At 73.4% G+C, this 23,502-nt stretch carries 20 protein-coding genes; 11 read left to right on the forward strand and 9 right to left on the reverse strand.

Going from position 1 to position 23,502, the window contains the following annotated elements:
• The first annotated feature begins 64 nt into the window (after positions 1 to 64).
• On the forward strand, positions 65 to 1,453 hold the full coding sequence (locus ACFXGN_RS08905) for a cysteine desulfurase/sulfurtransferase TusA family protein (protein WP_384855375.1): 1,389 nt from the start codon (positions 65 to 67) through the stop codon (positions 1,451 to 1,453).
• Between the two features lie 293 nt (positions 1,454 to 1,746).
• Here ACFXGN_RS08905 and ACFXGN_RS08910 read toward each other — a convergent pair whose 3' ends face one another.
• Positions 1,747 to 2,721 (reverse strand): carbohydrate kinase family protein, encoded by a 975-nt coding sequence (locus tag ACFXGN_RS08910; protein WP_384855377.1) that lies wholly within the window; start codon positions 2,719 to 2,721, stop codon positions 1,747 to 1,749.
• Between the two features lie 130 nt (positions 2,722 to 2,851).
• On the opposite strand from ACFXGN_RS08910, the gene ACFXGN_RS08915 reads away from it, so the two are divergent.
• Both ACFXGN_RS08915 and ACFXGN_RS08920 read left to right on the forward strand, forming a co-directional pair.
• Entirely contained in the window at positions 2,852 to 3,058 is a 207-nt protein-coding gene (locus ACFXGN_RS08915) for a hypothetical protein (RefSeq protein WP_384855380.1), read from the forward strand.
• Positions 3,059 to 3,126: 68 nt separating this feature from the next.
• A complete protein-coding gene (locus tag ACFXGN_RS08920; RefSeq protein WP_384855383.1) occupies positions 3,127 to 4,686 on the forward strand; it encodes a hypothetical protein in 1,560 nt (519 codons plus the stop codon).
• Between the two features lie 204 nt (positions 4,687 to 4,890).
• Here the strand turns inward: ACFXGN_RS08920 and ACFXGN_RS08925 are convergent, their stop codons facing one another.
• Entirely contained in the window at positions 4,891 to 5,247 is a 357-nt protein-coding gene (locus tag ACFXGN_RS08925; RefSeq protein ID WP_351752758.1) for an iron-sulfur cluster assembly accessory protein, read from the reverse strand.
• A gap of 273 nt (positions 5,248 to 5,520) precedes the next feature.
• Here ACFXGN_RS08925 and nadA point away from each other — a divergent pair, with 273 nt between their 5' ends.
• Positions 5,521 to 6,717 (forward strand): quinolinate synthase NadA, encoded by a 1,197-nt coding sequence (nadA, locus tag ACFXGN_RS08930; RefSeq protein WP_366441549.1) that lies wholly within the window; start codon positions 5,521 to 5,523, stop codon positions 6,715 to 6,717.
• Between the two features lie 116 nt (positions 6,718 to 6,833).
• Here nadA and ACFXGN_RS08935 read toward each other — a convergent pair whose 3' ends face one another.
• From ACFXGN_RS08935 to ACFXGN_RS08955, 5 genes are all read right to left on the reverse strand, one after another.
• A complete protein-coding gene (locus tag ACFXGN_RS08935; RefSeq protein ID WP_384855386.1) occupies positions 6,834 to 10,004 on the reverse strand; it encodes an efflux RND transporter permease subunit in 3,171 nt (1,056 codons plus the stop codon).
• A gap of 187 nt (positions 10,005 to 10,191) precedes the next feature.
• Positions 10,192 to 10,881, reverse strand: coding sequence for a response regulator (locus ACFXGN_RS08940; RefSeq protein WP_384855389.1), 690 nt, complete (start codon positions 10,879 to 10,881; stop codon positions 10,192 to 10,194).
• On the reverse strand, positions 10,878 to 12,107 hold the full coding sequence (locus ACFXGN_RS08945) for a sensor histidine kinase (RefSeq protein WP_384855392.1): 1,230 nt from the start codon (positions 12,105 to 12,107) through the stop codon (positions 10,878 to 10,880). Before ACFXGN_RS08945 ends, ACFXGN_RS08940 begins: the two co-directional genes overlap by 4 nt.
• 863 nt (positions 12,108 to 12,970) lie before the next feature.
• The gene (locus tag ACFXGN_RS08950; protein ID WP_384855393.1) at positions 12,971 to 13,249 is read right to left on the reverse strand and encodes a hypothetical protein; all 279 of its coding nucleotides are present in this window, start codon (positions 13,247 to 13,249) and stop codon (positions 12,971 to 12,973) included.
• Between the two features lie 31 nt (positions 13,250 to 13,280).
• Complete coding sequence (locus ACFXGN_RS08955) at positions 13,281 to 14,075, reverse strand: PspA/IM30 family protein (RefSeq protein WP_384855396.1); 795 nt, start codon at positions 14,073 to 14,075, stop codon at positions 13,281 to 13,283.
• Between the two features lie 273 nt (positions 14,076 to 14,348).
• Between ACFXGN_RS08955 and ACFXGN_RS08960 the strand changes: the two genes are divergently transcribed.
• From ACFXGN_RS08960 to ACFXGN_RS08970, 3 genes are all read left to right on the forward strand, one after another.
• Positions 14,349 to 14,954: a DUF3043 domain-containing protein gene (locus ACFXGN_RS08960; RefSeq protein WP_384855398.1), complete on the forward strand. Its 606-nt coding sequence runs from the start codon at positions 14,349 to 14,351 to the stop codon at positions 14,952 to 14,954.
• Positions 14,955 to 15,061: 107 nt separating this feature from the next.
• Complete coding sequence (locus ACFXGN_RS08965) at positions 15,062 to 15,796, forward strand: class I SAM-dependent methyltransferase (protein ID WP_384855909.1); 735 nt, start codon at positions 15,062 to 15,064, stop codon at positions 15,794 to 15,796.
• Between the two features lie 291 nt (positions 15,797 to 16,087).
• On the forward strand, positions 16,088 to 17,161 hold the full coding sequence (locus ACFXGN_RS08970) for a S1C family serine protease (protein ID WP_384855401.1): 1,074 nt from the start codon (positions 16,088 to 16,090) through the stop codon (positions 17,159 to 17,161).
• A gap of 331 nt (positions 17,162 to 17,492) precedes the next feature.
• On the opposite strand, the gene ACFXGN_RS08975 is transcribed toward ACFXGN_RS08970, so the two are convergent.
• A complete protein-coding gene (locus ACFXGN_RS08975) occupies positions 17,493 to 17,699 on the reverse strand; it encodes a hypothetical protein (RefSeq protein WP_366441541.1) in 207 nt (68 codons plus the stop codon).
• Between the two features lie 91 nt (positions 17,700 to 17,790).
• On the opposite strand from ACFXGN_RS08975, the gene ACFXGN_RS08980 reads away from it, so the two are divergent.
• The 4 genes from ACFXGN_RS08980 (at position 17,791) to ACFXGN_RS08995 (ending at position 22,755) form a co-directional block, all read left to right on the forward strand.
• Positions 17,791 to 18,993: a bifunctional adenosylcobinamide kinase/adenosylcobinamide-phosphate guanylyltransferase gene (locus ACFXGN_RS08980; RefSeq protein WP_384855404.1), complete on the forward strand. Its 1,203-nt coding sequence runs from the start codon at positions 17,791 to 17,793 to the stop codon at positions 18,991 to 18,993.
• A gap of 46 nt (positions 18,994 to 19,039) precedes the next feature.
• The gene (cobT, locus tag ACFXGN_RS08985) at positions 19,040 to 20,128 is read left to right on the forward strand and encodes a nicotinate-nucleotide--dimethylbenzimidazole phosphoribosyltransferase (protein WP_384855407.1); all 1,089 of its coding nucleotides are present in this window, start codon (positions 19,040 to 19,042) and stop codon (positions 20,126 to 20,128) included.
• Positions 20,129 to 20,233: 105 nt separating this feature from the next.
• On the forward strand, positions 20,234 to 22,030 hold the full coding sequence (locus tag ACFXGN_RS08990) for a phosphatidylglycerol lysyltransferase domain-containing protein (RefSeq protein ID WP_384855409.1): 1,797 nt from the start codon (positions 20,234 to 20,236) through the stop codon (positions 22,028 to 22,030).
• Entirely contained in the window at positions 22,027 to 22,755 is a 729-nt protein-coding gene (locus ACFXGN_RS08995; RefSeq protein ID WP_384855411.1) for a hypothetical protein, read from the forward strand. Before ACFXGN_RS08990 ends, ACFXGN_RS08995 begins: the two co-directional genes overlap by 4 nt.
• On the opposite strand, the gene ACFXGN_RS09000 is transcribed toward ACFXGN_RS08995, so the two are convergent.
• Positions 22,695 to 23,459: a hypothetical protein gene (locus ACFXGN_RS09000; protein ID WP_384855413.1), complete on the reverse strand. Its 765-nt coding sequence runs from the start codon at positions 23,457 to 23,459 to the stop codon at positions 22,695 to 22,697. The genes ACFXGN_RS08995 and ACFXGN_RS09000 overlap by 61 nt on opposite strands.
• Positions 23,460 to 23,502: the final 43 nt, after the last annotated feature.

The raw sequence follows: 23,502 nt of genomic DNA on the forward strand, positions 1-23,502 counted from the left end.
GCCACCCGGCGGGTCCGGGGCGCCCGGCCGTACGGGGGTTCCCCGCAGGCCCTACCGTGGGCGGATGCCGTACTTCGACGCCGCGTCCGCCGCCCCGCTGCACCCCGTCGCCCGCCAGGCGCTGCTCGCCTCCCTGGACGAGGGCTGGGCCGATCCCGCCCGGCTGTACCGGGAGGGGCGGCGGGCCCGGCTGCTGCTCGACGCGGCGCGGGAGGCGGCGGCGGACGCCGTGGGCTGTCGCCCGGACGAGCTCGTGTTCACTCCTTCGGGGACGCGCGCGGTTCACGCCGGGGTCTCCGGGGCGCTGGCGGGGCGGCGGCGGGTCGGCGGCGGGCTCGTGGTCTCGGCCGTCGAGCACTCCTCGGTGCTGCACGCGGCGGAGGCGCACGCGGCGGCGGGCGGGACCGTGACCGAGGTGCCGGTGGGCCGGTCGGGTGCGGTGGACGCGGACGGGTTCGCGGCGGCGCTCGGCGCCGGGACGGCCCTGGCGTGTCTCCAGTCGGCCAACCACGAGGTGGGGACCGAGCAGCCGGTGGCGGAGGTCGCCGAGGCGTGCCGGGCGGCGGGTGTGCCGCTGCTGGTGGACGCGGCCCAGTCGCTGGGCTGGGGGCCGGTGGAGGGCGGCTGGTCGCTGCTCGCGGCGAGCGCGCACAAGTGGGGCGGTCCGGCCGGGGTGGGGCTGCTGGCGGTGCGGAAGGGGGTCAGGTTCGCGCCGCGAGGTCCTGCGGACGAGCGGGAGTCGGGCCGGGCGCCGGGCTTCGAGAACCTGCCCGCGATCGTGGCGGCGGCGGCCTCGCTGCGGGCCGTACGGGCGGAGGCGGCGGCCGAGGGGGCGCGACTGCGGGCCCTGGTGGACCGGATCAGGGCCGGGGTGGCGGAGCTGGTGCCGGAGGTGGAGGTGGTGGGCGACCCGGTGCGGCGGCTCCCCCATCTGGTGACGTTCTCCTGTCTCTATGTCGACGGGGAGACGCTGCTGCACGAGCTGGACCGGGAGGGTTTCTCCGTTTCGTCCGGTTCTTCGTGCACGAGTTCGACGCTGACGCCCAGCCATGTGCTGCGGGCGATGGGCGTACTGAGCGAGGGGAACGTCCGGGTGTCCCTGCCGGCCGGTACGGCGGCCGGGGACGTGGACCGGTTCCTCGACGTGCTGCCCGGGGTGGTGGCGGGGGTACGGGAGCGGCTGGGCGCCCCGGTCGGCCGGGCGGCGGCCCCGGCGGCGGGAGCGGGCCCGCTGGTGGTGGACGCGCTCGGCAAGCGCTGCCCGATCCCGGTGATCGAGCTGGCGAAGGTGATCGGCGACGTCCCGCCGGGCGGCACGGTGACCGTCCTGGCGGACGACGCGGCGGCCCGTCTCGACATCCCCGCCTGGTGCGAGATGCGCGGCCAGGAGTACGTGGGCGAGGAGCCGTCGGCGCGGGGCGGGACCGCGTACGTGGTGCGCCGGGTGGCCTGAGACGGGGGCCGGGACCGGGAGCCCCGGACCGGGGCGGCTCGGGCCGGTGGGCCTTGGGGCCGGGGCGGCTCGGGCCGGTGAGGCCTGGGGCCGGGGGCGGGCCGGGGTCTGCCAAAATCTGCCGAAGTCGGCCGGGGCGGCTCGGGCCTGGGGGCCCTGGGGCCGGAGGCGGGCCGGAGTCTGCCGAAGTCGGCCAGGTACGGCAGAGGCCCCGGGCCCGTGCGGGGGCGTCCCGGGGCCCGGAGGTTCCGCGGCCTGGAGTGCCCCGGTCCGCGCGGGACCGGGGCGGGCGGTCAGACCAGGTGGGTACGGACCTCGGCGGCGGCGTCCTCGCCGTACGCCTTGGTGAAGCGCTCCATGAAGTTGGCGCGGCGCAGGGTGTACTCCTGGGTGCCGAGGGTCTCGATGACCAGGGTGGCCAACATGCAGCCGACCTGGGCGGCGCGCTCCAGGCCGACGCCCCAGGACAGACCGGTGAGGAATCCGGCGCGGAAGGCGTCGCCGACGCCGGTCGGGTCGACCTTGGCGGTCTCCTCGGCGCAGCCGACCTCGATCGGGGTGTCGCCGACGCGCTCGATGCGCACTCCGCGCGAGCCGAGGGTGGTGACCCGGTGGCCGACGCGGGCGAGGATCTCCTCCTCGGTCCAGCCGGTCTTCGACTCGATGAGGCCCTTCTCGTACTCGTTGGAGAAGAGGTAGGTGGCGCCTTCGAGGAGGGTGCGGATCTCCTCGCCGTCCATGCGCGCGATCTGCTGCGAGAAGTCGGCGGCGAAGGGGATGCCCCGCGTCTTGCACTCCTCGGTGTGCCGGAGCATCGCCTCGGGGTCGTCGGCGCCGATCAGGACCAGGTCGAGCCCGCCGACGCGGTCGGCGACGGCCTTCAGCTCGATCAGCCGCGCCTCGCTCATGGCTCCGGTGTAGAAGGAGCCGATCTGGTTGTGGTCCTTGTCCGTGGTGCAGACGAAACGGGCGGTGTGCAGGACTTCGGAGATCCGTACCGAGCCGGTGTCGACGCCGTGCCGGTCGAGCCAGGCGCGGTACTCGTCGAAGTCGTACCCGGCCGCGCCCACCAGGATCGGGGCGCCGCCGAGCTGGCCCATGCCGAAGCAGATGTTGGGGCCGACGCCGCCACGGCGGACGTCGAGGTTGTCGACGAGGAAGGAGAGGGACACCGTGTGGAGCTGGTCGGCCACCAATTGGTCGGCGAACCGGCCGGGGAAGGTCATGAGGTGGTCGGTGGCGATGGAGCCGGTGACTGCGATACGCACGGCTGGGTGCTCCTGCGGGACGTGGGAAAGGACAGTTCACGCTACCCGCTGGGGCGCCCGCTGCCGAACAGTGGAAACTACCCCAGAGTAGGCCTTTTCCCCAGAGGTGTGTGGTGCGTACGGTGCGCCCATGACCACGTACCCCGCTCCTCGTGAGCGACACGAGTCCGAGTTCAGCCTCGCCGAGCTGCGGGGCGCGGGCGCGCGGATGGTCCCGCACTGGGTCACCCCGGTCCCCCCGGCGCCCGCGCCCGTCTCCCCCGCCGCGATCAACGGAGTGGTCGTCTCCCCGGCCTCGGCCCGGCTGATCGCGGCCACCGCCGAGTACGGCGGCTGAGGGACGGAACCGTCCGCCCGTCCGCTCCGTCCCACCGGCGTCCGCTGTCGAGACGAGGGAGCGTTGCGGTGAGTGATACGGAGAACGGGCGGAGGCGGCGGAAGACGCTCGCCGTCTCGGTGGCGGCGGGCGTGCTGCTCGCCGGGGGCGGCTATCTGGCCTTCGCCGCCACGGCACCCGGAGTCGCGACCGGGGACGTCGGCGTCGGCCCGATGGGCGGCGTGGCCACCGCCCCGGTGAGGAGCGGTACCGGCTCCGGTGACGCCCGGAACGGTCCCGGGATCGCGCCCGGCGAGCCCGATCCCGGCGGCGGTCCCGGCGGGACCGTCTACACAGCCAGGGGCCCACTCCCCCAAGGGCCCCCCTCGGCCGCGGTCCACCGGCCCGAGGGCCTGGTCACCTCCGCGGAGGTGACCAGGCTGGCCTCGGCGCTCGGCCTCGCCGGGAGCCCGGTCCTGGCCGGGGACGTCTGGACGATCCGCCCCGAGAAGGACGGTTCGGGTCCTCGGCTCGACGTGGCCCGGAAGGCGCCGGGGAACTGGTCGTACTCCTGGTTCGACGGCGGACCGATCGGTGACGCCTGCCTGAAGGGCCCCGCCTGCCCCCCGCCGGGCGAGGGCAAGCCCTCCACGGGTGGCGCCCCGCCGAGCGAGGCGGCGGCACGGGCGGCGGCGGCGCCCGTGCTGAAGGCGCTCGGGCAGGGTGGCGCGAAGATCACCGCGAACCGGGTGGTGGACGGCTCGCTGCGGCTGGTGAGCGCCGACCCGGTCGTGGACGGGCTGCCCACCACCGGCTGGTCGACGGGGCTGCACATCGGACGGGACGGGCGGCCGGTCTCCGGGAGCGGGATGCTCAAGAAGCCGGTGGGGGACGGCGGTCACCCGGTGATCGTGGCGGAGGAGGCGCTGGCCGCGCTGAACGAGGACACCAGGAACCCGGGCCCGGTCGGTACGGACCCCTGCCCCGCGGGCGCCCCGCGCGGCGGGGACGGCGCGGGGAAGCCGGGCGGACCCGGCGGGGCGGGCGGCACCGGAGGGTCCGGGGGCGGTGACCGGGTGGACGGCGCGGGGAAGCCCGACGTCGGCGCCACGGTCGGCGGGGACGGCGGGATCGCGCCGGAGCCCCCGTGCCGGAAGGTCGCGGGCACGACACCGCCGCGGGAGGTGCCGGTGACGGGCGCGGAGTTCGTTCTGGCCGCGCGGGACGTGGCCGGTGAGCGGCTGCTCGTACCGTCGTGGCTGTTCACGGCGGACCCGGTGGACGGCCCGCCCTACACGGTGGTGCGGGAGGCGGTCGCCCTGGAGCCGGTCGCCCGGTCGGAGAAGCCCTCGATCGCGCCGACGCCGCCCGCGGACGGTACGGCTCCGGCCCGGCGGGTCGAGTCGTACCGCGCGGAGGACGGTGGCCGGAAGCTGATGGTCTCGTTCTGGGGCGGGGTGTGCAGTACGTACACGGTGACGGCCGAGGAGCACCCGGAGCGGGTGACGGTGCGGATCGCCGAGAAGAGCACGGGCCGGGTGTGCGTCGCGCTCGCCCAGGAGTTCACGCGGACGGTGACCCTGGACGCCCCGCTGGGCTCCAGGCAGGTGGTGGACTCCGCGAGCGGCGAGGCGGTGCCCCGGCGCTGAGCCCCGGCGGGAGGGGGCGAGGGGCGAGGACCGGGCGGGCAGGCGCGAAGGACCCGGCGGGCGCGAGGCTCCGGAGCGCACGCGAGACCCCCGGATACCTGCGAGACGCCCGGGTGCCGGTGAGGTGCCCGGATACGCCGGAGGGCGGCGGGCCGGGAAGGTCTCCCGGGCCGCCGCCCTCCGGCGCGTACCGCTCGGTACGGCTTAGCTGAACGAGTCGCCGCAGGCGCAGGAGCCCGTGGCGTTCGGGTTGTCGATGGTGAAGCCCTGCTTCTCGATGGTGTCGACGAAGTCGATCGAGGCGCCGCCCAGGTAGGGGGCGCTCATCCGGTCGGTGACGACCTTGACGCCGTCGAAGTCCTTCAGGACGTCGCCGTCGAGCGAACGCTCGTCGAAGAACAGCTGGTAACGCAGGCCGGAGCAGCCGCCGGGCTGAACGGCGACGCGCAGGGCCAGGTCCTCGCGGCCTTCCTGGTCGAGGAGGGCCTTGACCTTGGCCGCGGCGGCGTCGGACAGGAGGATGCCGTCGCTGACAGTGGTCTTCTCGTCCGATACGGACATCTGCTTCTCTCCCGATGGTGTACGGAGACTGCTTGCCGACGTTGCAACCGTCGGTGCCCCGGATTCATTCCGGGTCGAGTGGGGTCCTCGCTCCTTTCATGCTCGCACACCCTGTCCAGCGGCGGAGACGGTGCGCCCGGGGGGAGGACGGCCGGTGGGGCGGGGGAGCCGGAAGGCGAATTCGTCACATCGACACTATGGACATCGTCAGCGTGACGTGAAGGGGTTATGATAGATAGCGTCATTTCGACGAAAAGGTTCCCCGAAGAAAGGGTGCGTGACGTGACCACGGCCCAGACCCGTACTGAGCTCGACGTGCAGCCCTCGCCGCTCGCCCTGCTCCTCCTCGGCCGCGAGGCCGACCCGAAGAGCGAGCGGGGCGTGGAGTGTCCCGGCGATCTGCCGTCGCCCTCCGACCCGGACCTGGTGGAGCGCGCCCGCGCGGCCAAGGAGAAGCTCGGGGACAAGGTCTTCGTGCTCGGCCACCACTACCAGCGCGACGAGGTCATCCAGTTCGCCGACGTCACCGGCGACTCGTTCAAGCTCGCGCGCGACGCGGCCGCCCGGCCCGCCGCCGAGTACATCGTCTTCTGCGGTGTGCACTTCATGGCCGAGTCGGCCGACATCCTCACCGGCGACGACCAGAAGGTCGTCCTGCCGGACCTCGCCGCGGGCTGCTCGATGGCCGACATGGCCACCGCCGAGCAGGTCGCCGAGTGCTGGGACGTGCTGACCGACGCGGGCATAGCCGACCGGGTCGTGCCCGTCTCGTACATGAACTCCTCGGCCGACATCAAGGCCTTCACCGGCAGGCACGGGGGCACGATCTGCACCTCGTCCAACGCCGAGCGGGCCCTGAAGTGGGCCTTCGAGCAGGGCGAGCAGGTCCTCTTCCTGCCCGACCAGCACCTGGGCCGCAACACGGCCGTCCGCGACATGGGCATGTCCCTGGACGACTGCGTGGTCTACAACCCGCACAAGCCGGGCGGCGGGCTGACCGCCGAGGAGCTGCGCGCCGCGAAGATGATCCTGTGGCGGGGTCACTGCTCGGTGCACGGGCGCTTCTCGCTGGAGTCGGTGAACGACGTCCGCGCGCGCATCCCCGGGGTGAACGTGCTGGTCCACCCGGAGTGCAGGAACGAGGTCGTGGCCGCCGCCGACCACGTCGGCTCGACCGAGTACATCATCAACACCCTGGAGGCGGCCCCGGCCGGTTCCACCTGGGCCATCGGCACCGAGCTGAACCTCGTCCGGCGGCTGGCGAACCGTTACGCCGACCAGGGCAAGGAGATCGTCTTCCTCGACAAGACGGTCTGCTTCTGCTCGACCATGAACCGCATCGACCTGCCGCACCTGGTGTGGACCCTGGAGTCGCTGGCCGAGGGCACCCTCGTCAACCAGATCCGGGTCGACAAGGAGACGGAGGGCTTCGCGAAGCTCGCCCTGGAGCGGATGCTCGCCCTGCCGTAACGATTCCCCGGACACGGTCGGAGACCGGACACCGGACATCGCCGGACACGGCGGAAGGGGCGCCCCGCGATCGCGGGGCGCCCCTTCCTCATGGCGTGCGGGCCCTCAGGCCGTGGTCACAGGTCGAGCGCCTCGACCATCACCCCGTCGGTGCTCGTATGCTCGAAGGGGTCGTCGGAGTCGCCCTTCGTCTTCTTCCTCTCCGCCTCCCTCTCCGCGTTCTTCGCCGCCTTCTTCGCCGCGCGGCGCTCCTTGCGGAGCTCGACCATCGCGTAGAGCGTCGGCACGAGGAGCAGGGTCAGCAGCGTCGAGGTGATCAGACCGCCGATCACCACCACGGCCAGCGGCTGGGCGATGAAGCCGCCCTCGCCGGTGATGCCGAGTGCCATCGGCAGCAGGGCGAAGACCGTCGCCAAGGCGGTCATCAGGATCGGGCGGAGCCGGTGCCTGCCGCCCTCGACCACCGCTTCGACGACTCCGAGGCCCTGGGCCCGGTACTGGTTGATCAGGTCGATCAGGACGATGGCGTTGGTGACGACGATGCCGATGAGCATCAACATGCCGATCATCGCCGGGACGCCCATGGCGGTGTCGGTGACCACCAGGAGACCGATCGCGCCGGTCGCCGCGAACGGGATCGAGACCAGCAGGATCAGTGGCTGGATCAGCGACCGGAAGGTCGCCACGAGCAGCATGAAGACGATCGCGACGGCCGCGAGCATCGCCAGGAACAGGTTGAGGAAGGCCTCGGACTGGTCCTCGGAGACACCGCCGATGGTGGCGGTGGCGCCCGCGGGCAGGTCCAGGGTGCTGATCTTCGACTGGAGGGCGCTGCTGACCGCGCCGGTGTTGTCGCCGAGCGGCTTGGCCGTGACGGTCGCGGCGCGGGCGCCGTCGATCCGGGTCATGGACACCGGGCCGGGGACCAGTTCGACGGTGGCGACGTCGCCCAGCCGCACCGGGCCGAGCGGCAGGTTCCTGAGCCCGTCGAGGGTGCCGACCGGGCGGGCGGTGGTGATGAGGACGTCCCGCTCGGTGTCGTCGAGGACCGCCTTGGCGGCCGGGGTGCCCCGGACGGCCTGGGCCACGATCATGCCGAGCGAGGCGGAGTCGAAGCCCGCGTCGGCCGCCCTGGCGTTCGGCCGGACGGAGATACGGGGCACGGACTGCGAGAGGTCGCTCTGCACGTCGGTGACGTCCTTGAGCCCGGCGACCGCCGTGCGGACCTGCTCGGACGCCTTCTTCAGGACCTCCGCGTCGGAGGCCTTGACGACCACGCTCAGGCCCTGGCCGCCGAAGCTCTCCCCGGCCGACAGCCGGGTGTCACCGATGCCGTCGAGGGCGGCGAGGCCCTTCTCCAGGGCGTCCTTGGTCTTCTCGTACGCGCCGGAGTCCGCCAGGCTGACCTTGAAGGTGGCCTGGTTGGTGCCGGTGCCGCCGCCGAAGGCCGCCATGAAGCCGGAGGAGCCGATGTTGACCTGGTAGTCCTTGACGCCCTCGGTGTCCGCGAGGAGCTTCTCCACCTTCTTCGCGGCGGCGTCGGAGGCGTCGAGACCGGTGCCGGGCGCCAGCTCCTGCTGGATGGTGAGGACGTCCTGCTCGCCCTGGTCGAAGAAGTTGGTCTTCAGGAGCGGGGCCATGCCGAAGGTGACCACGAGGACGACCAGCGCGATGGCCAGGCTCATCGCCCGGCGCCGGGTCGCGAACCGCAGGACCGGCACGTAGAGGCGCTGGAGACGGCTCTTCTCCTCCTTCTCCTCGGCGATCCTGCGGGCCTCCGCGAGGTCCTCGGGGGTGCCCTTGGGGGCGCGCAGGAACCAGTACGAGAGGACGGGGACCACGGTCAGGGAGACGAGCAGCGAGGCCAGCAGGGCCGCCGTGACCGTCAGCGAGAACGAGCCGAACAGTTCGCCGATCATGCCGCCGGCCAGGCCGATCGGCAGGAAGACGGCGACGGTGGTGAGGGTCGAGGAGGTGACCGCGCCCGCGACCTCGCGGACCGCCGTGAGGATCGCGCTCTGCCGCTCCTCGCCGTAGCCCAGGTGCCGCTTGATGTTCTCCAGGACCACGATCGAGTCGTCGACGACCCGGCCGATGGCGATGGTGAGCGCGCCGAGCGTCAGCATGTTGAGCGAGAGGTCACGGGTCCACAGCACGATCAGGGCGAGGACCACCGAGAGCGGGATGGAGACCGCGGTGACCAGGGTGGAGCGGATCGACGCCAGGAAGACCAGGATCACCAGGACGGCCATGACGAGACCGAGGGCGCCCTCGGTGGTGAGACCGGCGACGGCCTTGGCGACGGCCGGGCCCTGGTCGGAGACCACGGTCAGCTCGGCGCCCGCGCCGAGGTCGCGGCGCAGGTCGGGCAGTGCCTTCTCGACGGCGTCGGAAATGGCGACGGCGCTGCCGTCCTTGTCCATGGTGGCCATGACGGCGAGGCTGGGCTTGCCGTTGGTGCGGGTGAGGGAGACGCGCGGCGACTCCTGCTGGCGGACGGTGGCCACGTCGCCGAGGCGGACCGCCTTGCCCTGGCCGGGCACGGCGGCGGGGATGCGGAGGTCCTCGATCTGGCGCAGCGAGGTGTAGCCGCCGCCGACCTGGACCGTGCGGTTCTTGCCCGCCTCGGAGAAGGCGCCCGCCGGGAGGGTCGCGCCGCCGGAGCGCAGTGCCTCGGCGAGCTTCATGGAGCTGATCCCGGCCTCGGCGAGCTTCGCCTCGTCGGGGGTGACGGAGACCTGGAGGTCCTGGACGCCGCTGACGGCGACCTGGGCGACGCCGTCGATGCCTTCGAGGGCGGGCACGACGGTCCGCTCCAGGAGGGCGGCGAGGGCCTGCTGGTCCTTGCCGCCGGAGGCGGCGAGGACGACGGTCGGGATGTCGTCCGTCGAACCGGCCACGACCTGCGGGTCGACCGTGTCGGGCAGTTGGGCGCGGGCCCGGTTGACGGCCTGCTGGACGTCCGCGACGAGCTGCTTGGTGGACTCGTCGCCGTAGTCGAAGGAGGCCATGACGACGGCCATGCCCTCGGAGGCGGTGGAGGTGAACGACTTCAGGCCGTCGACGGCCTTCAGGTTGCTCTCCAGCGGCTCCACGACCTGCTTCTCGACCACATCGGGAGAGGCGCCCGGGTAGGGAGCGAGGACCGAGACCATCGGCAGCTCGATCGAGGGGAACAGCTGCTGCTTGAGCTGCGGTATCGCGATCGCCCCGAACACCAGGGCGACGATGGAGATCAGCCCGATCAGGGCCCGTTGCGCGAGGCTGAATCTGGACAGCCAGGACATGGGGTCTCTCTTCTGTGGCGTACTCGTCGGCGGGCGGGAGCGGCCAAGGCCCCGGCCCGGACCCGATGGATCCGCCGGAGGTGCCCCCCTTCCATACGATCTGCCATCGGACGCCGGAAGTCCTCGCCCCCCGGGTCCACTTCCTTATGCCGGGCATACCGCGTCCGCAGTACGCCGGGGCCCGCGGTCACTCCACCCTCGGACGTACCAGTCCCGATTCGTACGCCGTGACCACCAGCTGGGCCCGGTCGCGGGCGCCGAGCTTGGCCATGGCGCGGTTGACGTGGGTCTTCACGGTGAGCGGGCTGACGTCGAGCCGGTCCGCGATCTCGTCGTTGGAGAGACCGCCCGCGACCAGGACGAGGACCTCGCGCTCCCGGGCGGTGAGGGCGCCGAGACGTCCGGCGCGGGCGCTGCCGGCCGGGTCGGCGGGGTCGGTGCCGGTGCCCTGCGCGAGGAACGAGGCGATGAGGCCCTTGGTGGCCACCGGGGAGAGCAGCGCCTCGCCCGCGTGCGCGATCCGGATCGCGCCGAGGAGTTCCTCGGGCTCGGCGCCCTTGCCCAGGAAGCCGGAGGCTCCGGCGCGCAGCGACTGCACGACGTACTCCTCGACCTCGAAGGTCGTCAGCATGACGATCCGTACGTGGGAGAGGGCGGGGTCGGCGGTGATCGCGCGGGTGGCGGCGAGGCCGTCGGTGCCCGGCATCCTGATGTCCATCAGGACGACGTCGGCGCGCTCCGAGCGGGCGAGGGCGACCGCCTGGGCGCCGTCCGCCGCCTCGCCGACGACCTCCATGTCGGGTTCGGAGTTCACCAGGACCTTGAAGGCGCTGCGGAGCAGGGCCTGGTCGTCGGCGAGCACTACCCGGATCGTCATGTGTCCTCCCCCGTGCGGGACGTCACGGGAAGTATCGCCTGCACCCGGAATCCGCCGCCGTACCGGGGGGCGGCGGTGAGGGTGCCGCCGAGCGCCCCGACTCGTTCGCGCATCCCGAGCAGACCGTGGCCGCCGCCGGGGGCGGGGTCGTGGTCGGCGGGGGGCGTGCCGTTGTCGAGGACGGTGATCTCGACCGTACGGCCCACCCGTACGACGCTGACCTCGGCCTCGGCGGCCGGTCCCGCGTGCTTGCGGACGTTGGTCAGGGCCTCCTGCACGATCCGGTACGCGGCCAGGTCGACGGTCGCGGGCAGCGGGGCGTCGCCGTCGGCGCGGGCCAGGGCGACGGGGAGCCCTGCCTTGCGGAAGCTGTCGAGGAGTCCGTCGAGGACGGCGAGGCCGGGGGCCGGTTCGGTGGGGGCCTCGGGGTCGCCGGACTGGCGCAGCAGGCCGACGGTGGCGCGCAGTTCGTCGAGGGCGGAGCGGCTGGCCTCGCGGACGTGCGCGAGGGCCTCCTTCGCCTGGTCGGGGCGCCGGTCCATGACGTGGGCGGCGACGCCCGCCTGGACGTTGACCAGGGCGATGTGGTGGGCGACGACGTCGTGGAGGTCGCGGGCGATCCGCAGCCGTTCCTCGGCGACCCGGCGGCCCGCTTCCTCCTCCCGGGTCCGTTCGGCCCGTTCGGCGCGTTCCCTGATGGCGTCGACGAAGGCCCGGCGGCTGCGGACGGCGTCCCCGGCCGCGGCGGCCATGCCCGTCCAGGCGAAGACGCCGAGGTTCTCCTGCACGTACCAGTGGGTGGGGCCGAAGGCCATGGCGGCGACGGTCAGCACCGCCATGGTGAGGAGCCCGACCCGCCAGGTGGTGGGCCGGTCGGTGCGGGCGGCGACCGTGAAGAGGGCGACGACGGCGCTCATCGTGACGGGGGCGGGGCGGCTGTCGCCGATCAGTTCCACGAGGGTGACGGCGACGGTGAAGGCGAGGACCCGGAGCGGGAAGCGGCGGCGCAGCACGAGCGCGACGGCCCCGGCGACCATGATCAGCACGCTGGTCGCGCCGGGCACCTGACGGCCGAACGTCGGACCGCCCGGCTCACCGTGCGGGCCGGTCAGCGACCCGGCGATCATGCAGAGGAGCACGCCGAACGCCAGCGACGCGTCGAAGGCGAGCGGATGCCCGCGGAACCAGCCGCGGAGCCGGACGAGAAGGGTGCCGGTGGAGGTCACGGGGAAACGGTACGGGTCGAGCGCCCCGGCCGAACCGGACGGACCGGACGGACCGGCTGAACCGGACGGACCGGCACGGGGCGGGGCCGGGACGAGGCCCGGCAGGTCCGGGTGGTGGACGTACGGACCCGGGCCCGGCAGGTCCGGGCGGCGGGCGTGCGGACCGGGCGTCGCGGGTCCGGGCCGGACGGTGGACGTACGGCCCCGGGGCCCGGCGGGGTGGAGACCGGGGGCGGCCGAGGGCAGTCGGCGGCCCGGTGGGACCGGGAGCCGACACGACGGTGTCACGGCGGAGCCCGGCCGGGGCATCCGCAGACGGAGAGGGTGACCGAAGAGCCCGGCAAGACGCGGAGGCACGGTACGGGACGGGGACCGGGCGGGGACCGGGCGGGGACCGGGCGGGCGTCGCGGGTCCGGGCCGACGGTGGACGTACGGCCCCGGGGCCCGGCCGGGCGGAGACCGGGGACGGCCGAGGGCAGTCGGCGGCCCGGGGGGACCGGAGCCCGACGCGACGGTGTCACGGCGGAGCCCGGCCCGGGGCACCCGCGGGCGGAGAAGGTGACCCGGCAAGACGCGGAGGAGCGCGGTACGGGACGGGACCCGGCACCTCGGGAGGTGGCGGGCCCCGGTGGGTCACGGTGCTCGGCGGTCGCGGTACGGGACGGGGCCCGGCACCTCGGGAAGTGGCGGGCCCCATGGGTCACGGTGCTCGGCGGCCTGCGCTCGGCGGCCCGGACTTCGTCGGCCGGGTTCCGGCGACCCGGATTCCTTCGGCCCCGGACTTCGTCAGCCCGGGTTCCGTCGGCCCGGGTTCCGGGCTCCCGGATTCCGGCGGCCCTGGTCCCGGCGGCCCCCGGCTTCGTCAGCCCGGGATGAGGCCGTCGTCCGAGAGCATCTCCCTGACCTCGTGCAGGGACGCGTCAGGGGACGGGAGGATCAGCTCCGAGGGTTCGAGCGCGTCGTCGGCGAGTGGCTCGCCGAGGCGGCGCACCGCGTCCAGGAGACCGCCCAGCGTGCGCCGGAACCCGGTCTCGTCCCCCGACTCCATCTCCGCGAGCAGCTCGTCGTCGAGCGCGTTCAGCTCGGCGAGGTGGCTGTCGGCCAGCTTCCACTGGCCCTCCCCCATGATCCGTACGATCATGACGCGTCCTGTTCTGCCGTAGAGCGGTCGGCTACTTCTCGAAGCGCGGGCGGGACTGCTGCTGGCTGTCCTGCGGCGCGGCCGTACCTCCGCCTTCGATCGCCTGCTGCTGCGCCGACGGGCCGCCCGCCAGCTCCGCCTTCATCCGCTGGAGCTCCAGCTCGACGTCCGTACCGCCGGAGAGCCGGTCCAGTTCCGCCTGGATGTCGTCCTTGCCGAGCCCGGACTGGTCGTCGAGCGCGCCGGAGGCGAGCAGCTCGTCGATCGCGCCCGCACGGGCCTGGAGCTGGGCGGTCTTGTCCTCGGCCCGCTGGATCGCGAGGCCGACGTCGCTCATCTCCTCCGAGATGCCGGAGAAGGACTCGGCGATCCGGGTCTGCGCCTGGGCCGCCGTGTAGGTCGCCTTGATGGTCTCCTTCTTGGTGCGGAAGGCATCCACCTTGGCCTGCAGCCGCTGGGCGGCGAGGGTGAGCTTCTCCTCCTCGCCCTGCAGCGTCTGGTGCTGCACCTCCAGGTCGCTGACCTGCTGCTGGAGCGCGGCGCGCCGGGACAGCGCCTCACGCGCCAGGTCCTCGCGGCCGAGGGCGAGCGCCTTGCGGCCCTGGTCCTCCAGCTTGGCGGACTGGCCCTGCAGCTGGTTCAGCTGGAGTTCGAGCCGCTTGCGGGAGGTGGCGACGTCGGCGACGCCGCGCCGTACCTTCTGGAGCAGCTCCAGCTGCTTCTGGTACGAGTAGTCGAGTGTCTCGCGCGGGTCCTCGGCCCGGTCCAGGGCCTTGTTCGCCTTCGCGCGGAAGATCATCCCCATACGCTTCATCACACCGCTCATGGGCTTCGCGCGCCCCCTTCTGACGGACTACGGGTCCAGCTCTTCGACAGGTTCCACAGTACGGTCCCTGGCTCCATTACCGCACTGTTCGGAGGCGGATGCGCTCCTCCCCAAGGACGACTGCGTCCCCGGGCGCCTCCCGCGCAAGGAGTAGACGGATCTAGGGGAAGACCAGGTCCGCCCTCCGTGCGTACCGCCGAAGACGCACTCCGTTAGCGGATCGTTCCCGCCCGGCATGGGGTTCATGCCCACCACCCCGTACCCTTGGGTTTTGTGTTCCGTAGCCGTTCGAAGGACGAGAAGGCCCCCACCGACAAGGTGACGGCGGACCTCTCCACCAGCCAGCCCCGCGACCCCGAGGCCCCCAAGGGCCGCCCGACGCCGAAGCGGAGCGAGGCGCAGAGCCAGCGCCGACGCGCCGCGACGGTGCCGACCGACCGCAAGGAGGCCAACAAGCGCCAGCGCGAGGCCCGCCGCTCGGACCTGGCCCGTCAGCGCGACGCGCTGGCGAGCGGCGACGAGCGTTACCTGCCCGTCCGCGACAAGGGTCCGGTCCGCCGCTTCGTGCGCGACTTCGTCGACTCGCGGTTCGCGATCGCCGAGTACTTCCTGCCGATGGCCGTGGTGATCCTCGTGCTGTCGCTGTTCGGCAACGCCAACCGGGCGCTGCAGAACATCTCGCTGCTGTTGTGGCTCGGTGTGATCATCCTGATCGTCATCGACTCGGTCGGCATCTGGCTCCGGCTGCGGAAGCAGCTGAACGAGCGCTTCCCGGACCAGCCGAAGCGCGGCGCGGTGGCCTACGGCCTGATGCGTACGCTCCAGATGCGCCGACTGCGACTGCCGAAGCCGCAGGTCAAGCGCGGAGAGCGGCCCTGAGCGCCGACAGTTCGGAGTCCGGCGTGCCCGCTTCCGGTGCGGTCACGTCGGAGAACGGCGGGCCGGTGCTGCCCGTCGTCGCGCACTGGCCGGTCGGGACCGGCGGGCTGCGCGACACCATCCGGCAGGAGATAGTCGCCCGGCAGGTGGACGAGCAGATATCCGGCCGCTACCCGGTCGGGCAGCGGCTGCGGGTCCTCGACGCGGGCATGGGACAGGGCGCGCAGGCGCTGCGGCTGGCCCGCGCGGGCCACACCGTCACCGGCCTCGAAGCCGATCCCGGTCTGCTGAAGGCGGCCCGGGCCTCGCTGGCGACCGAGCCCGCCGGGATCCGTGAGCGGGTCCGGCTGATCGAGGGCGACGGACGCGAGACCGGGGTCCACTTCCTCCCCGGCAGCTTCGACGTGGTCCTCTGCCACGGTGTGCTGATGTACGCGGACGAGCCCGACGCGCTGCTCGCCGGCCTGGCCCGGATGCTGGCCCCCGGGGGCCTGCTGTCCCTGGTCGTACGGAACGCGGAGGCCCTGGCGATGCGGCCGGGGCTCGCCGGTGACTGGTCCGGGGCGCTCGCGGGCTTCGACTCGGACGTCTACACGGACGACAACGGCGTGAAGGTGCGGGCCGACCGGCTCGACGCGCTGATGGCGACGCTGGCGGGGATCGCCGCGCCGCTGCACGCCTGGTACGGGGTGCGGGTCTTCACGGACGGCGTCCCGGCCGAGGCGGGTCTGCCCGCCGCCGAGGAGCTCGACCGGCTGCTCGCCGCCGAGGACCGGGCGGGCCGCACGGACCCGTACCGGCGGATGGCGTCCCTGCTGCACCTGTGCGGGGTCCGGGGCTGACCCCCGGCCGAACCCCCGTCGTACCCGGGCCGAACCCGGGCCGGCACCCTGATCCGCCTCCTGACCCGACGGCCCGGTTCCCGCCTCCGGCCCGGCCCACCGGGCCCGACACCCCGGGCCCGGCATCCCGGGTCGGCGCGCCCGCACCGGGTCTCCCGGTCGGCCGTCGCCCGGTCCGTGGTCCTTCCCCGGGTCTCCGGGTCTCCGGGTCTCCGGGTCGAACGTGCTCGGTTCCCCCTGATCGGATGCGCTCGCCGGGCCGGGGGGCGGGGCGGAACGGATACTCCGGACATGGACGTATCCCGTGCCCACGCCCGTACTCCTCGCCGTCTCCTCCCCCTGACCGCCGCCGCCTGTGCCGCCGCGCTCGTCGGCGGCTGCTCCTCCGGCGAGCGGGCGAGCGCGCCCGAGCGCGCCACACAGGCGGCGGCGCCGCTCGTCGCCAACGACCTCCAGTCCGACTACGAGGCGGTCATCAAGAACGTCCTGCCGTCGGTGGTGCAGATCGACGCCTCCGACAGCCTCGGTTCGGGTGTCGTCTACGACGACAAGGGGCACATCGTCACCAACGCGCACGTGATCGGCGAGGAGAAGACCTTCAAGGTCACCGCCGCCACCGGCGGGCAGGCGATCAGCGCCCAGCTGGTCTCCTCCTACCCCGAGCAGGACCTCGCGGTGATCAAGCTGGACACCCTGCCGCAGGGCCTGAAGGCGGCGAAGTTCGGTGATTCGGCCGCCGTCGACATGGGGCAGATCGTCCTGGCGATGGGCTCCCCGCTCGGACTGTCCGGCAGCGTGACCCAGGGCATCGTCTCGGCGACCGGCCGCACGGTCAGCGAGGGACGGGCCGGTGGCGGCACGGGCGCGACCATCCCGAACATGGTGCAGACGTCGGCGGCGATCAACCCCGGCAACAGCGGGGGCGCCCTGGTGAACCTGGACAGCGAGGTCATCGGCATCCCGACGCTCGCGGCGACCGACCCGGAGCTGGGCGGCGGCTCGGCGCCCGGCATCGGCTTCGCGATCCCCGCGTCGATGGTGCGGACGGTCGCGGACCAGATCATCAAGGACGGCCGGGTGACGGACTCCGGCCGGGCGGCCCTGAACGTCACCGGCCGCACGGTGGTGAACGACGACTACGAACCCGCCGGGGTCGCCGTGGTCGAGGCTCCGGCCGACGGCGCGGCGGGCAAGGCGGGCCTGAAGCCCGGCGATGTGATCACCCGGCTCGGGGACACCGACATCACCACGATCACCTCCCTGTCCGAGGCCCTGGCCTCGATGAAGCCCGGTGACAAGGTGGCCACGACGTACGTCCGGGGGACGCAGACGCTCAAGACCGAGGTGACGCTCGGGGAGATGTAGCGGGGCGGGCGCCCGTGGCCGGAGCGCGTGCGGTCCCGGAGGCCGCCGGGCTCGGGCGGGCGCCCCTGGGGTCACCGGGCCCGCGCCCGGCTCCCCGTACCTCTGGAGGCCGTACGGGCTCGGGGCCGTGATTCCGTGCCCCCTGAGGAGTGCCGGGCCCGGGGCCGTGCCCCTCAGCGCCCGTCTCCCCGGAGGCCGCCGGGAGTCCCGTCCCCCTGGTCCCTGGAGGCTCGGGGCCGTCCCTCTTTCGGCCGCCCCCGGGGGTTCCGGGGGCGGACCTCGTTCGGTGGGGCTCGCCGGGGCGGGGGCTCCGGATCTCGCCCGGACCGTCCTAGCCCTCGGCGTCCAGCGGCATCGGGCCGTAGATCTTGGTGCCGTCCTCCGACAGGGTCACCTGGTCGGCGCCGCCGCCCAGCAGGTCACGCCAGTTTTCCCCGATCCAGCTCTCCGCGTCGCCCTGGGTGGGGAACTCCTCGGGGGTCACCACCGGCTCGACCTCGGTGCCGTCGGTCTTCTCGAACCGCCACGTCCATGCCATGTACGCCTCCTGGCGCTCACCGGATGATCGGTTTCCTGCCCGCAGCGTAGCCGGGCGCGCACCGCTCGCGGTGGCGCGGGAGGATCTGAGGGTGGAACTGACTCTGCTCGGCACCGGCGCCCCGCTCGGACTCCCCCGTCCCGGCTGTCCCTGCGCCGTGTGCGCGCTCTCCCGGGGCCCCCGGGTCCGCGCGGCGACGTCGCTGCTCGTGGACGGGGCCCTGCTGCTGGACCTGACCCCGGGGGCCGCGCTCGCGGCGGCCCGCGCGGGTCACTCGCTCGTGGGGGTGCGGCAGGTGCTGTTGACGCATCCGCACGACGGGCCCGCCGTGGAGGTGCCCGCCGGGCTGCCCGTCGCGGGCCGGGTGCCGGACGGGCGGGAGCTGACCCTGATCTCCGGCCACCGGGTGCGGGCGGTCGCGATGGACTCCCCCGGCACCGGGTACGAGGTGGTGTCGGCGGACGGCGAGCGGCTGCTGTACCTGCCGCCCGGCGGCGCCCCGGCCGGTCTCCCGGACGGGCACCGGACGCCGTACGACATGGTCGTCGCCGATGTGACGGGCCGCCCGGACGCGCTGGCCCGGCTGCGGGCGACCGGCGCGGTGGGCCCGGCGACCGAGGTGATCGCGGTGCACCTGGACCACGACGGGCCGACCGGCCCCGAACTGGACCGGCGGCTCGCCTCGGCGGGCGCGCGGGCGGTGCCGGACGGGACGACGCTGTACGTGGGCGAGTACCACGAGGTGCCGGACGTGCCCCGCCGGACCCTGGTGACGGGCGGGGCGCGGTCGGGGAAGTCCGTGGAGGCCGAGCGGCGTCTGGAGACCTTCCCCGAGGTGCTGTACGTGGCGACGGGCGGCGGCCGGGAGGGCGACCGGGAGTGGGCGGAACGGGTGGGGCTGCACCGGGAGCGGCGGCCCGCGTCCTGGCGGACCGCCGAGAGCTGCGACCTGGTGCCGCTGCTCGACGGGGAGGGGCCCGCGCTGCTCGTGGACTGTCTGTCGCTGTGGCTCACGGACGCCATGGACCGGGTGGACGCCTGGGACGACGCGGCGTGGGACTCCGGCGGGCGCGAGGCGCTGCGGGAGCGGACGGCGGAACTGGTGGCGGCGGTGCGGGCGACCCGCAGGACGGTGGTGGCGGTGACGAACGAGGTCGGTTCGGGGGTGGTGCCCGCGACGGCTGCCGGGCGCCGGTTCCGGGACGAGCTGGGGCGGCTGAACGCGGCCTTCGCCGACGAGTGCGAGGAGGTGCTGCTCGTGGTCGCCGGTCAGCCGTTCGTGCTGCGCGGGTAGGGTGCGAGCACCGATGGCCCCGGCTGACAGTCACAAGGCGGAACCCGTGAATCTGGACGACTTCTCCGATCTGATCGAGCGCGCCGACGGCGGCGTCCGGCGCGACGCCGAGGAGCGCCGCCAGCGGCTGGCCGTGCCGCCGGGGGCGCTCGGGCGGCTCGACGAGCTCGGGGAGTGGCTGTCGGCCGCGCAGTCCTCCGTCAAGGTGCGGGCGGTCGAGCAGCCGAAGGTGGTGCTCTTCGCGGGCGATCACGGGATCGCCTCGCTCGATGTGTCGGGCCGGGCGGCGGGCACCGCCCACGAGCTGGTGCGGGCCGTCCTGGACGGGGAGAGCCCGGTCGCGGTGCTGGCCCGGGTCTCGAACGTGCCGGTGCGGGTGGTGGACGCCGGTCTGGACTGCGATCCGGCGCTGCTGCCCGCCGACGTCACACGGCACCGGGTGCGGCGCGGCAGCGGCCGGATCGACGTGGAGGACGCGCTGACGGTCGAGGAGACCGAGGCGGCCGTCCGGCTCGGTGTCGCGATCGCCGACGAGGAGGCGGACTCGGGCACCGATCTGGTGGTGCTCGGCGATCTGAGCGTCGGCGGGACGACTCCGGCGGCCACGCTGATCGCGGCCCTGTGCGGGACGGACGCGTCCGTGGTGACGGGCCGGGGCGGCGCGGGCATCGACGACCTGGCGTGGATGCGCAAGTGCGCGGCGGTCCGGGACTCGCTGCGGCGGGCCCGGCCGGTCCTGGGCGATCAGCTGGAGCTGCTCACGGCGGTCGGCGGGGCGGACCTGGCGGCGATGACCGGTTTCCTGCTGCAGGCCTCGGTGCGTCGGATGCCGGTGATCCTGGACGGTGTGGTCGGGGCGGCCTGTGCGCTGGTGGCGCAGCGGGCTGCGTTCCGGGCGCCGGACTGGTGGCTGGCGGGCCAGCTGAGCGGGGAGCCCGCGCAGGCGAAGGCGCTGGACCGGATGGCGCTCAACCCTCTGCTGGACCACGGCGTCCATGTGGGTGAGGGAACCGGGGCTCTGCTCGCGCTTCCCCTCGTCAGGGCCGCGGCGGCACTCGCCGCGGAGCTGCCCGAACGTCCGGACCCGACCGCTCCGGACGACGTGGACGGTGCCGGGGACGACTCCGGCGACTGACGGGGAGCGGCGGACCGGGCGGCACCGGGACGGCTCCGCGCGACGCGCGCGCGGCCGTCTCCGGCGTCGCCGCATGACCAGCGGCGCCCCATATGATCGCTTTTTATGGGAGAGGTCCGTTTGTCCGCCGAAGGAGCGCCCAGGGGCACCAGCGCCCGGTCGCGGCGCGCCGCCGCGTTCGCCGTCTGGTACCTGCGCGCCGTCACGTTCATCAATTTCCTGAGCGCCGTCTGGGTGTCGTTCGGACAGGACCTGCGCCGTCACAACGAGGCCGACTTCTTCACCCCGTACATGCTCACGGCGGGTTTCGCCTCGGGGGTCTTCACGCTCTTCCTGGCGATCACCATGCGGCGCCGCAAGCGGGCCGCGTGGATCCTCAACCTCGTGCTGAGCGGCCTGTTCCTGCTGCTGTTCGCGCTGGTGATGTTCCTCCCGGAGATCCGGCAGCACACCCAGAACTGGATCTCGCTGGTCCTGACCGCCGCCTTCGTGCTCGCGCTGCTCCTCGGCCGCAAGGAGTTCTACGCGAAGGGCGACCGTTCCAACCCGCTCCTCGCGGGGGCCGTCGCGGTCGGCGGGCTGCTCGTCACCTCGCTGGTCGCCGCCTTCCTCGTCACCGTCACCAACACCTCCTCCGCCCATCCCGGGTTCCTGGAGCGCTGGCGGTACGGCGTGATGCGGCTCGTCACCCTGGCCTCCTCCGGCGACTCCCGCTTCCCCGACATCCACACCCCCGGCTGGGTGGACGTCACCATCAACGTGCTGTCCACGCTGCTGCTCTTCGCGGTGCTGTTCGCCGCCTTCCGCTCCCGCCGGGCCGTCGACCCGCTGACCGAGGCGGACGAGGAGCGGCTGCGGGCCCTGCTCGACAAGTACGGGGAGCGGGACTCCCTCGGCTACTTCGCGCTGCGCCGCGAGAAGAGCGTGGTGTGGTCGCCGAGCGAGAAGGCCGCCGTCACCTACCGGGTGGTCGGCGGGGTGTCGCTGGCCTCCGGCGATCCGATCGGCGATCCCGAGGCCTGGCCCGGGGCCATCGAGCCCTGGCTCGCCGAGGCCCGGGAGCACGGCTGGATCCCGGCGGTGATGGGGGCGAGCGAGGAGGCGGGCACGATCTACGCCCGGCACGGCCTCGACGCCCTGGAACTGGGCGACGAGGCGATCGTGGAGACCGACGAGTTCACCCTGGACGGGCGGGCCATGCGGACCGTGCGGCAGGCGTACAACCGGGTGAAGCGGGCCGGGTACGAGGTCCGGGTCCGCCGCCACGAGGACATCCCGGCCGACGAGATGGCCGAGCTGCTGCGGAAGGCCGACGACTGGCGGGACGGCGCCACCGAGCGCGGCTTCTCGATGGCCCTCGGCCGCCTCGGCGACCCCCACGACGGCCGCTGCGTGATGCTGGAGTGCCGGGACGCCGGGACCGGCGGCGCCGGGGAGGAGGCCGCCGAGGGCGAGCTGCGGGCCGTGCTGTCCTTCGTGCCGTGGGGCCCTGAGGGGCTCTCCCTCGATCTGATGCGCCGCGACCGCGACTCCGAGAACGGCCTGATGGAGTTCATGGTCATCGAGCTGCTCCAGCGGGCGAAGGAGATCGGGATCACTCAGGTCTCACTGAACTTCGCGATGTTCCGTTCCGTCTTCGAACGCGGCTCGAAGCTCGGAGCGGGACCCGTGCTGCGCATGTGGCGTTCCCTGCTCAGTTTCTTCTCCCGTTGGTGGCAGATCGAGTCGCTGTACCGCGCCAACGCCAAGTACCGACCGATCTGGGAGCCCCGATTCATGCTCTTCGAGAAGAGTGCGGACCTGCTGCGCATCGGCCTCGCGGCCGGTCGCGCGGAAGGATTCCTGGAGGCCCCGGGGCTTCCGAAGTGGCTGCACCGCCGACATCTGGAGAGCGGCCGTTGAGCCGGTCCGGCGTCCGGGGCTTCGTCCGCCGCGAGTGGGGCCCGCTGTTCGGCACGGTGCGCGCGGCGCTGGCCGCCCGTGGGTGGCGGGCGGTGCCGATGACCCTGACCGCCGTCTGTCTGACCGCTCTCTTCCAGCTCGTCCAGAACCAGGACTGGGGCTATCAGCCGGTCCAGGCCATCGGCTCCGTACGGGCCGAGGACCCGCTGTGGCTCTCGCTGCTGCGCACCCCGCTCTCGCTCTTCGTCCCGGCGCTCGACCTGCCCGTGTGGGGCGCCCTCGCCCAGATCCTGCTGGTCTTCGGGATCGCCGAGATCTGCCTCGGCCGGTGGCGGACCCTGGCCGTCGCCTATCTGGCGACCCTCGCCGGGACGCTGTACGCGCGTCTGGGCATCGCCCTGGGCCCCGACGGGCCGCTCGGGCTGCCCGCCTCGGACGCGCGGGTCGTGGACACCGGCCCCTCGGCCGCCGTGGTGGGGCTCGCGGTGTACGTCTGCTGGCGGCTGCGGGCCCGCTGGACGGGCGCGCTGGTGGTGCTCGCGATGGTCGTGGAAGTGATCGTCAAGCCGAACCTGGCGGGCAAGGAGCATCTGGCGGCCATCGCCGCCGTCCTGGTCCTGATCGCCGTCCGGCGCGGCTGGGACCGCCGTCGGCGCGGGCCGGGTCAGGACGACGAGGAGCCCCGCCCGGGGACCCGTTCCTGGAAGCCGCCGATCACGTCCTGAAAACGGCGCCTGACCTTGGTCCAGCGTTTGTCGTGGCGGTACGCGCGGACCAGGGAGCGGGCGCGCGCCCGGTGGCGGCGGGGGTAGAGGCGGCGGGCCCACCAGGAGCCGGGGCGGGCGAGCCGGACGGCCCCGACGACCGCGACGAACGGGACCAGGGTCCCGATCAGGGCCATCCGGAACTTCCCCTTCACCAGGGTGACCAGGACGAAGAGGAAGTTGATCGTCAGGGTCAGGACGAAGGTGGTCCGGTCGGTGCGCTCCTCGGCGGTCATGTCGTCGACGCCGAGCGGCGAGAAGCCGCTGAGGGCCAGCAGCACCAGGGCCGCGGTGAGCACCACGACCTCGACGCTCTGGCGGCCCTCCTCGCTCCAGTAGACGTCGTCGAGGTGCAGGATCAGCGCGAACTCGTCCAGGACGAGACCCGCACCGATCCCGAAGACCACGGCGAAGACGGCGGCGCCGGGACCGTGCCGGTCGCTGCCCACGGCGCCGAACCCGCCGAGCACGGTGAGCACCACGCCGGGCACGACGTGATGGATGTGGAGCCCTCCAGAAGAAACGTTTCGGAAAGGTCCCTTGCCCGCCCGGATGAGCCGGGTGACCGCCCGGGTGACCAGGAAGGTCACAACGAACGAGGTCAGCGCCAGGAGCGTCGGGAGTTTCCCGGGCTCGACGATGTTGCGGGCGAACCAGTGACCCATGCCACCCCGATCCGAAATGAGCCGTATGCGCAATCTACCGTCC

Source organism: Streptomyces sp. NPDC059247, from assembly GCF_042754005.1.
Classification (GTDB): Bacteria; Actinomycetota; Actinomycetes; order Streptomycetales; family Streptomycetaceae; genus Streptomyces.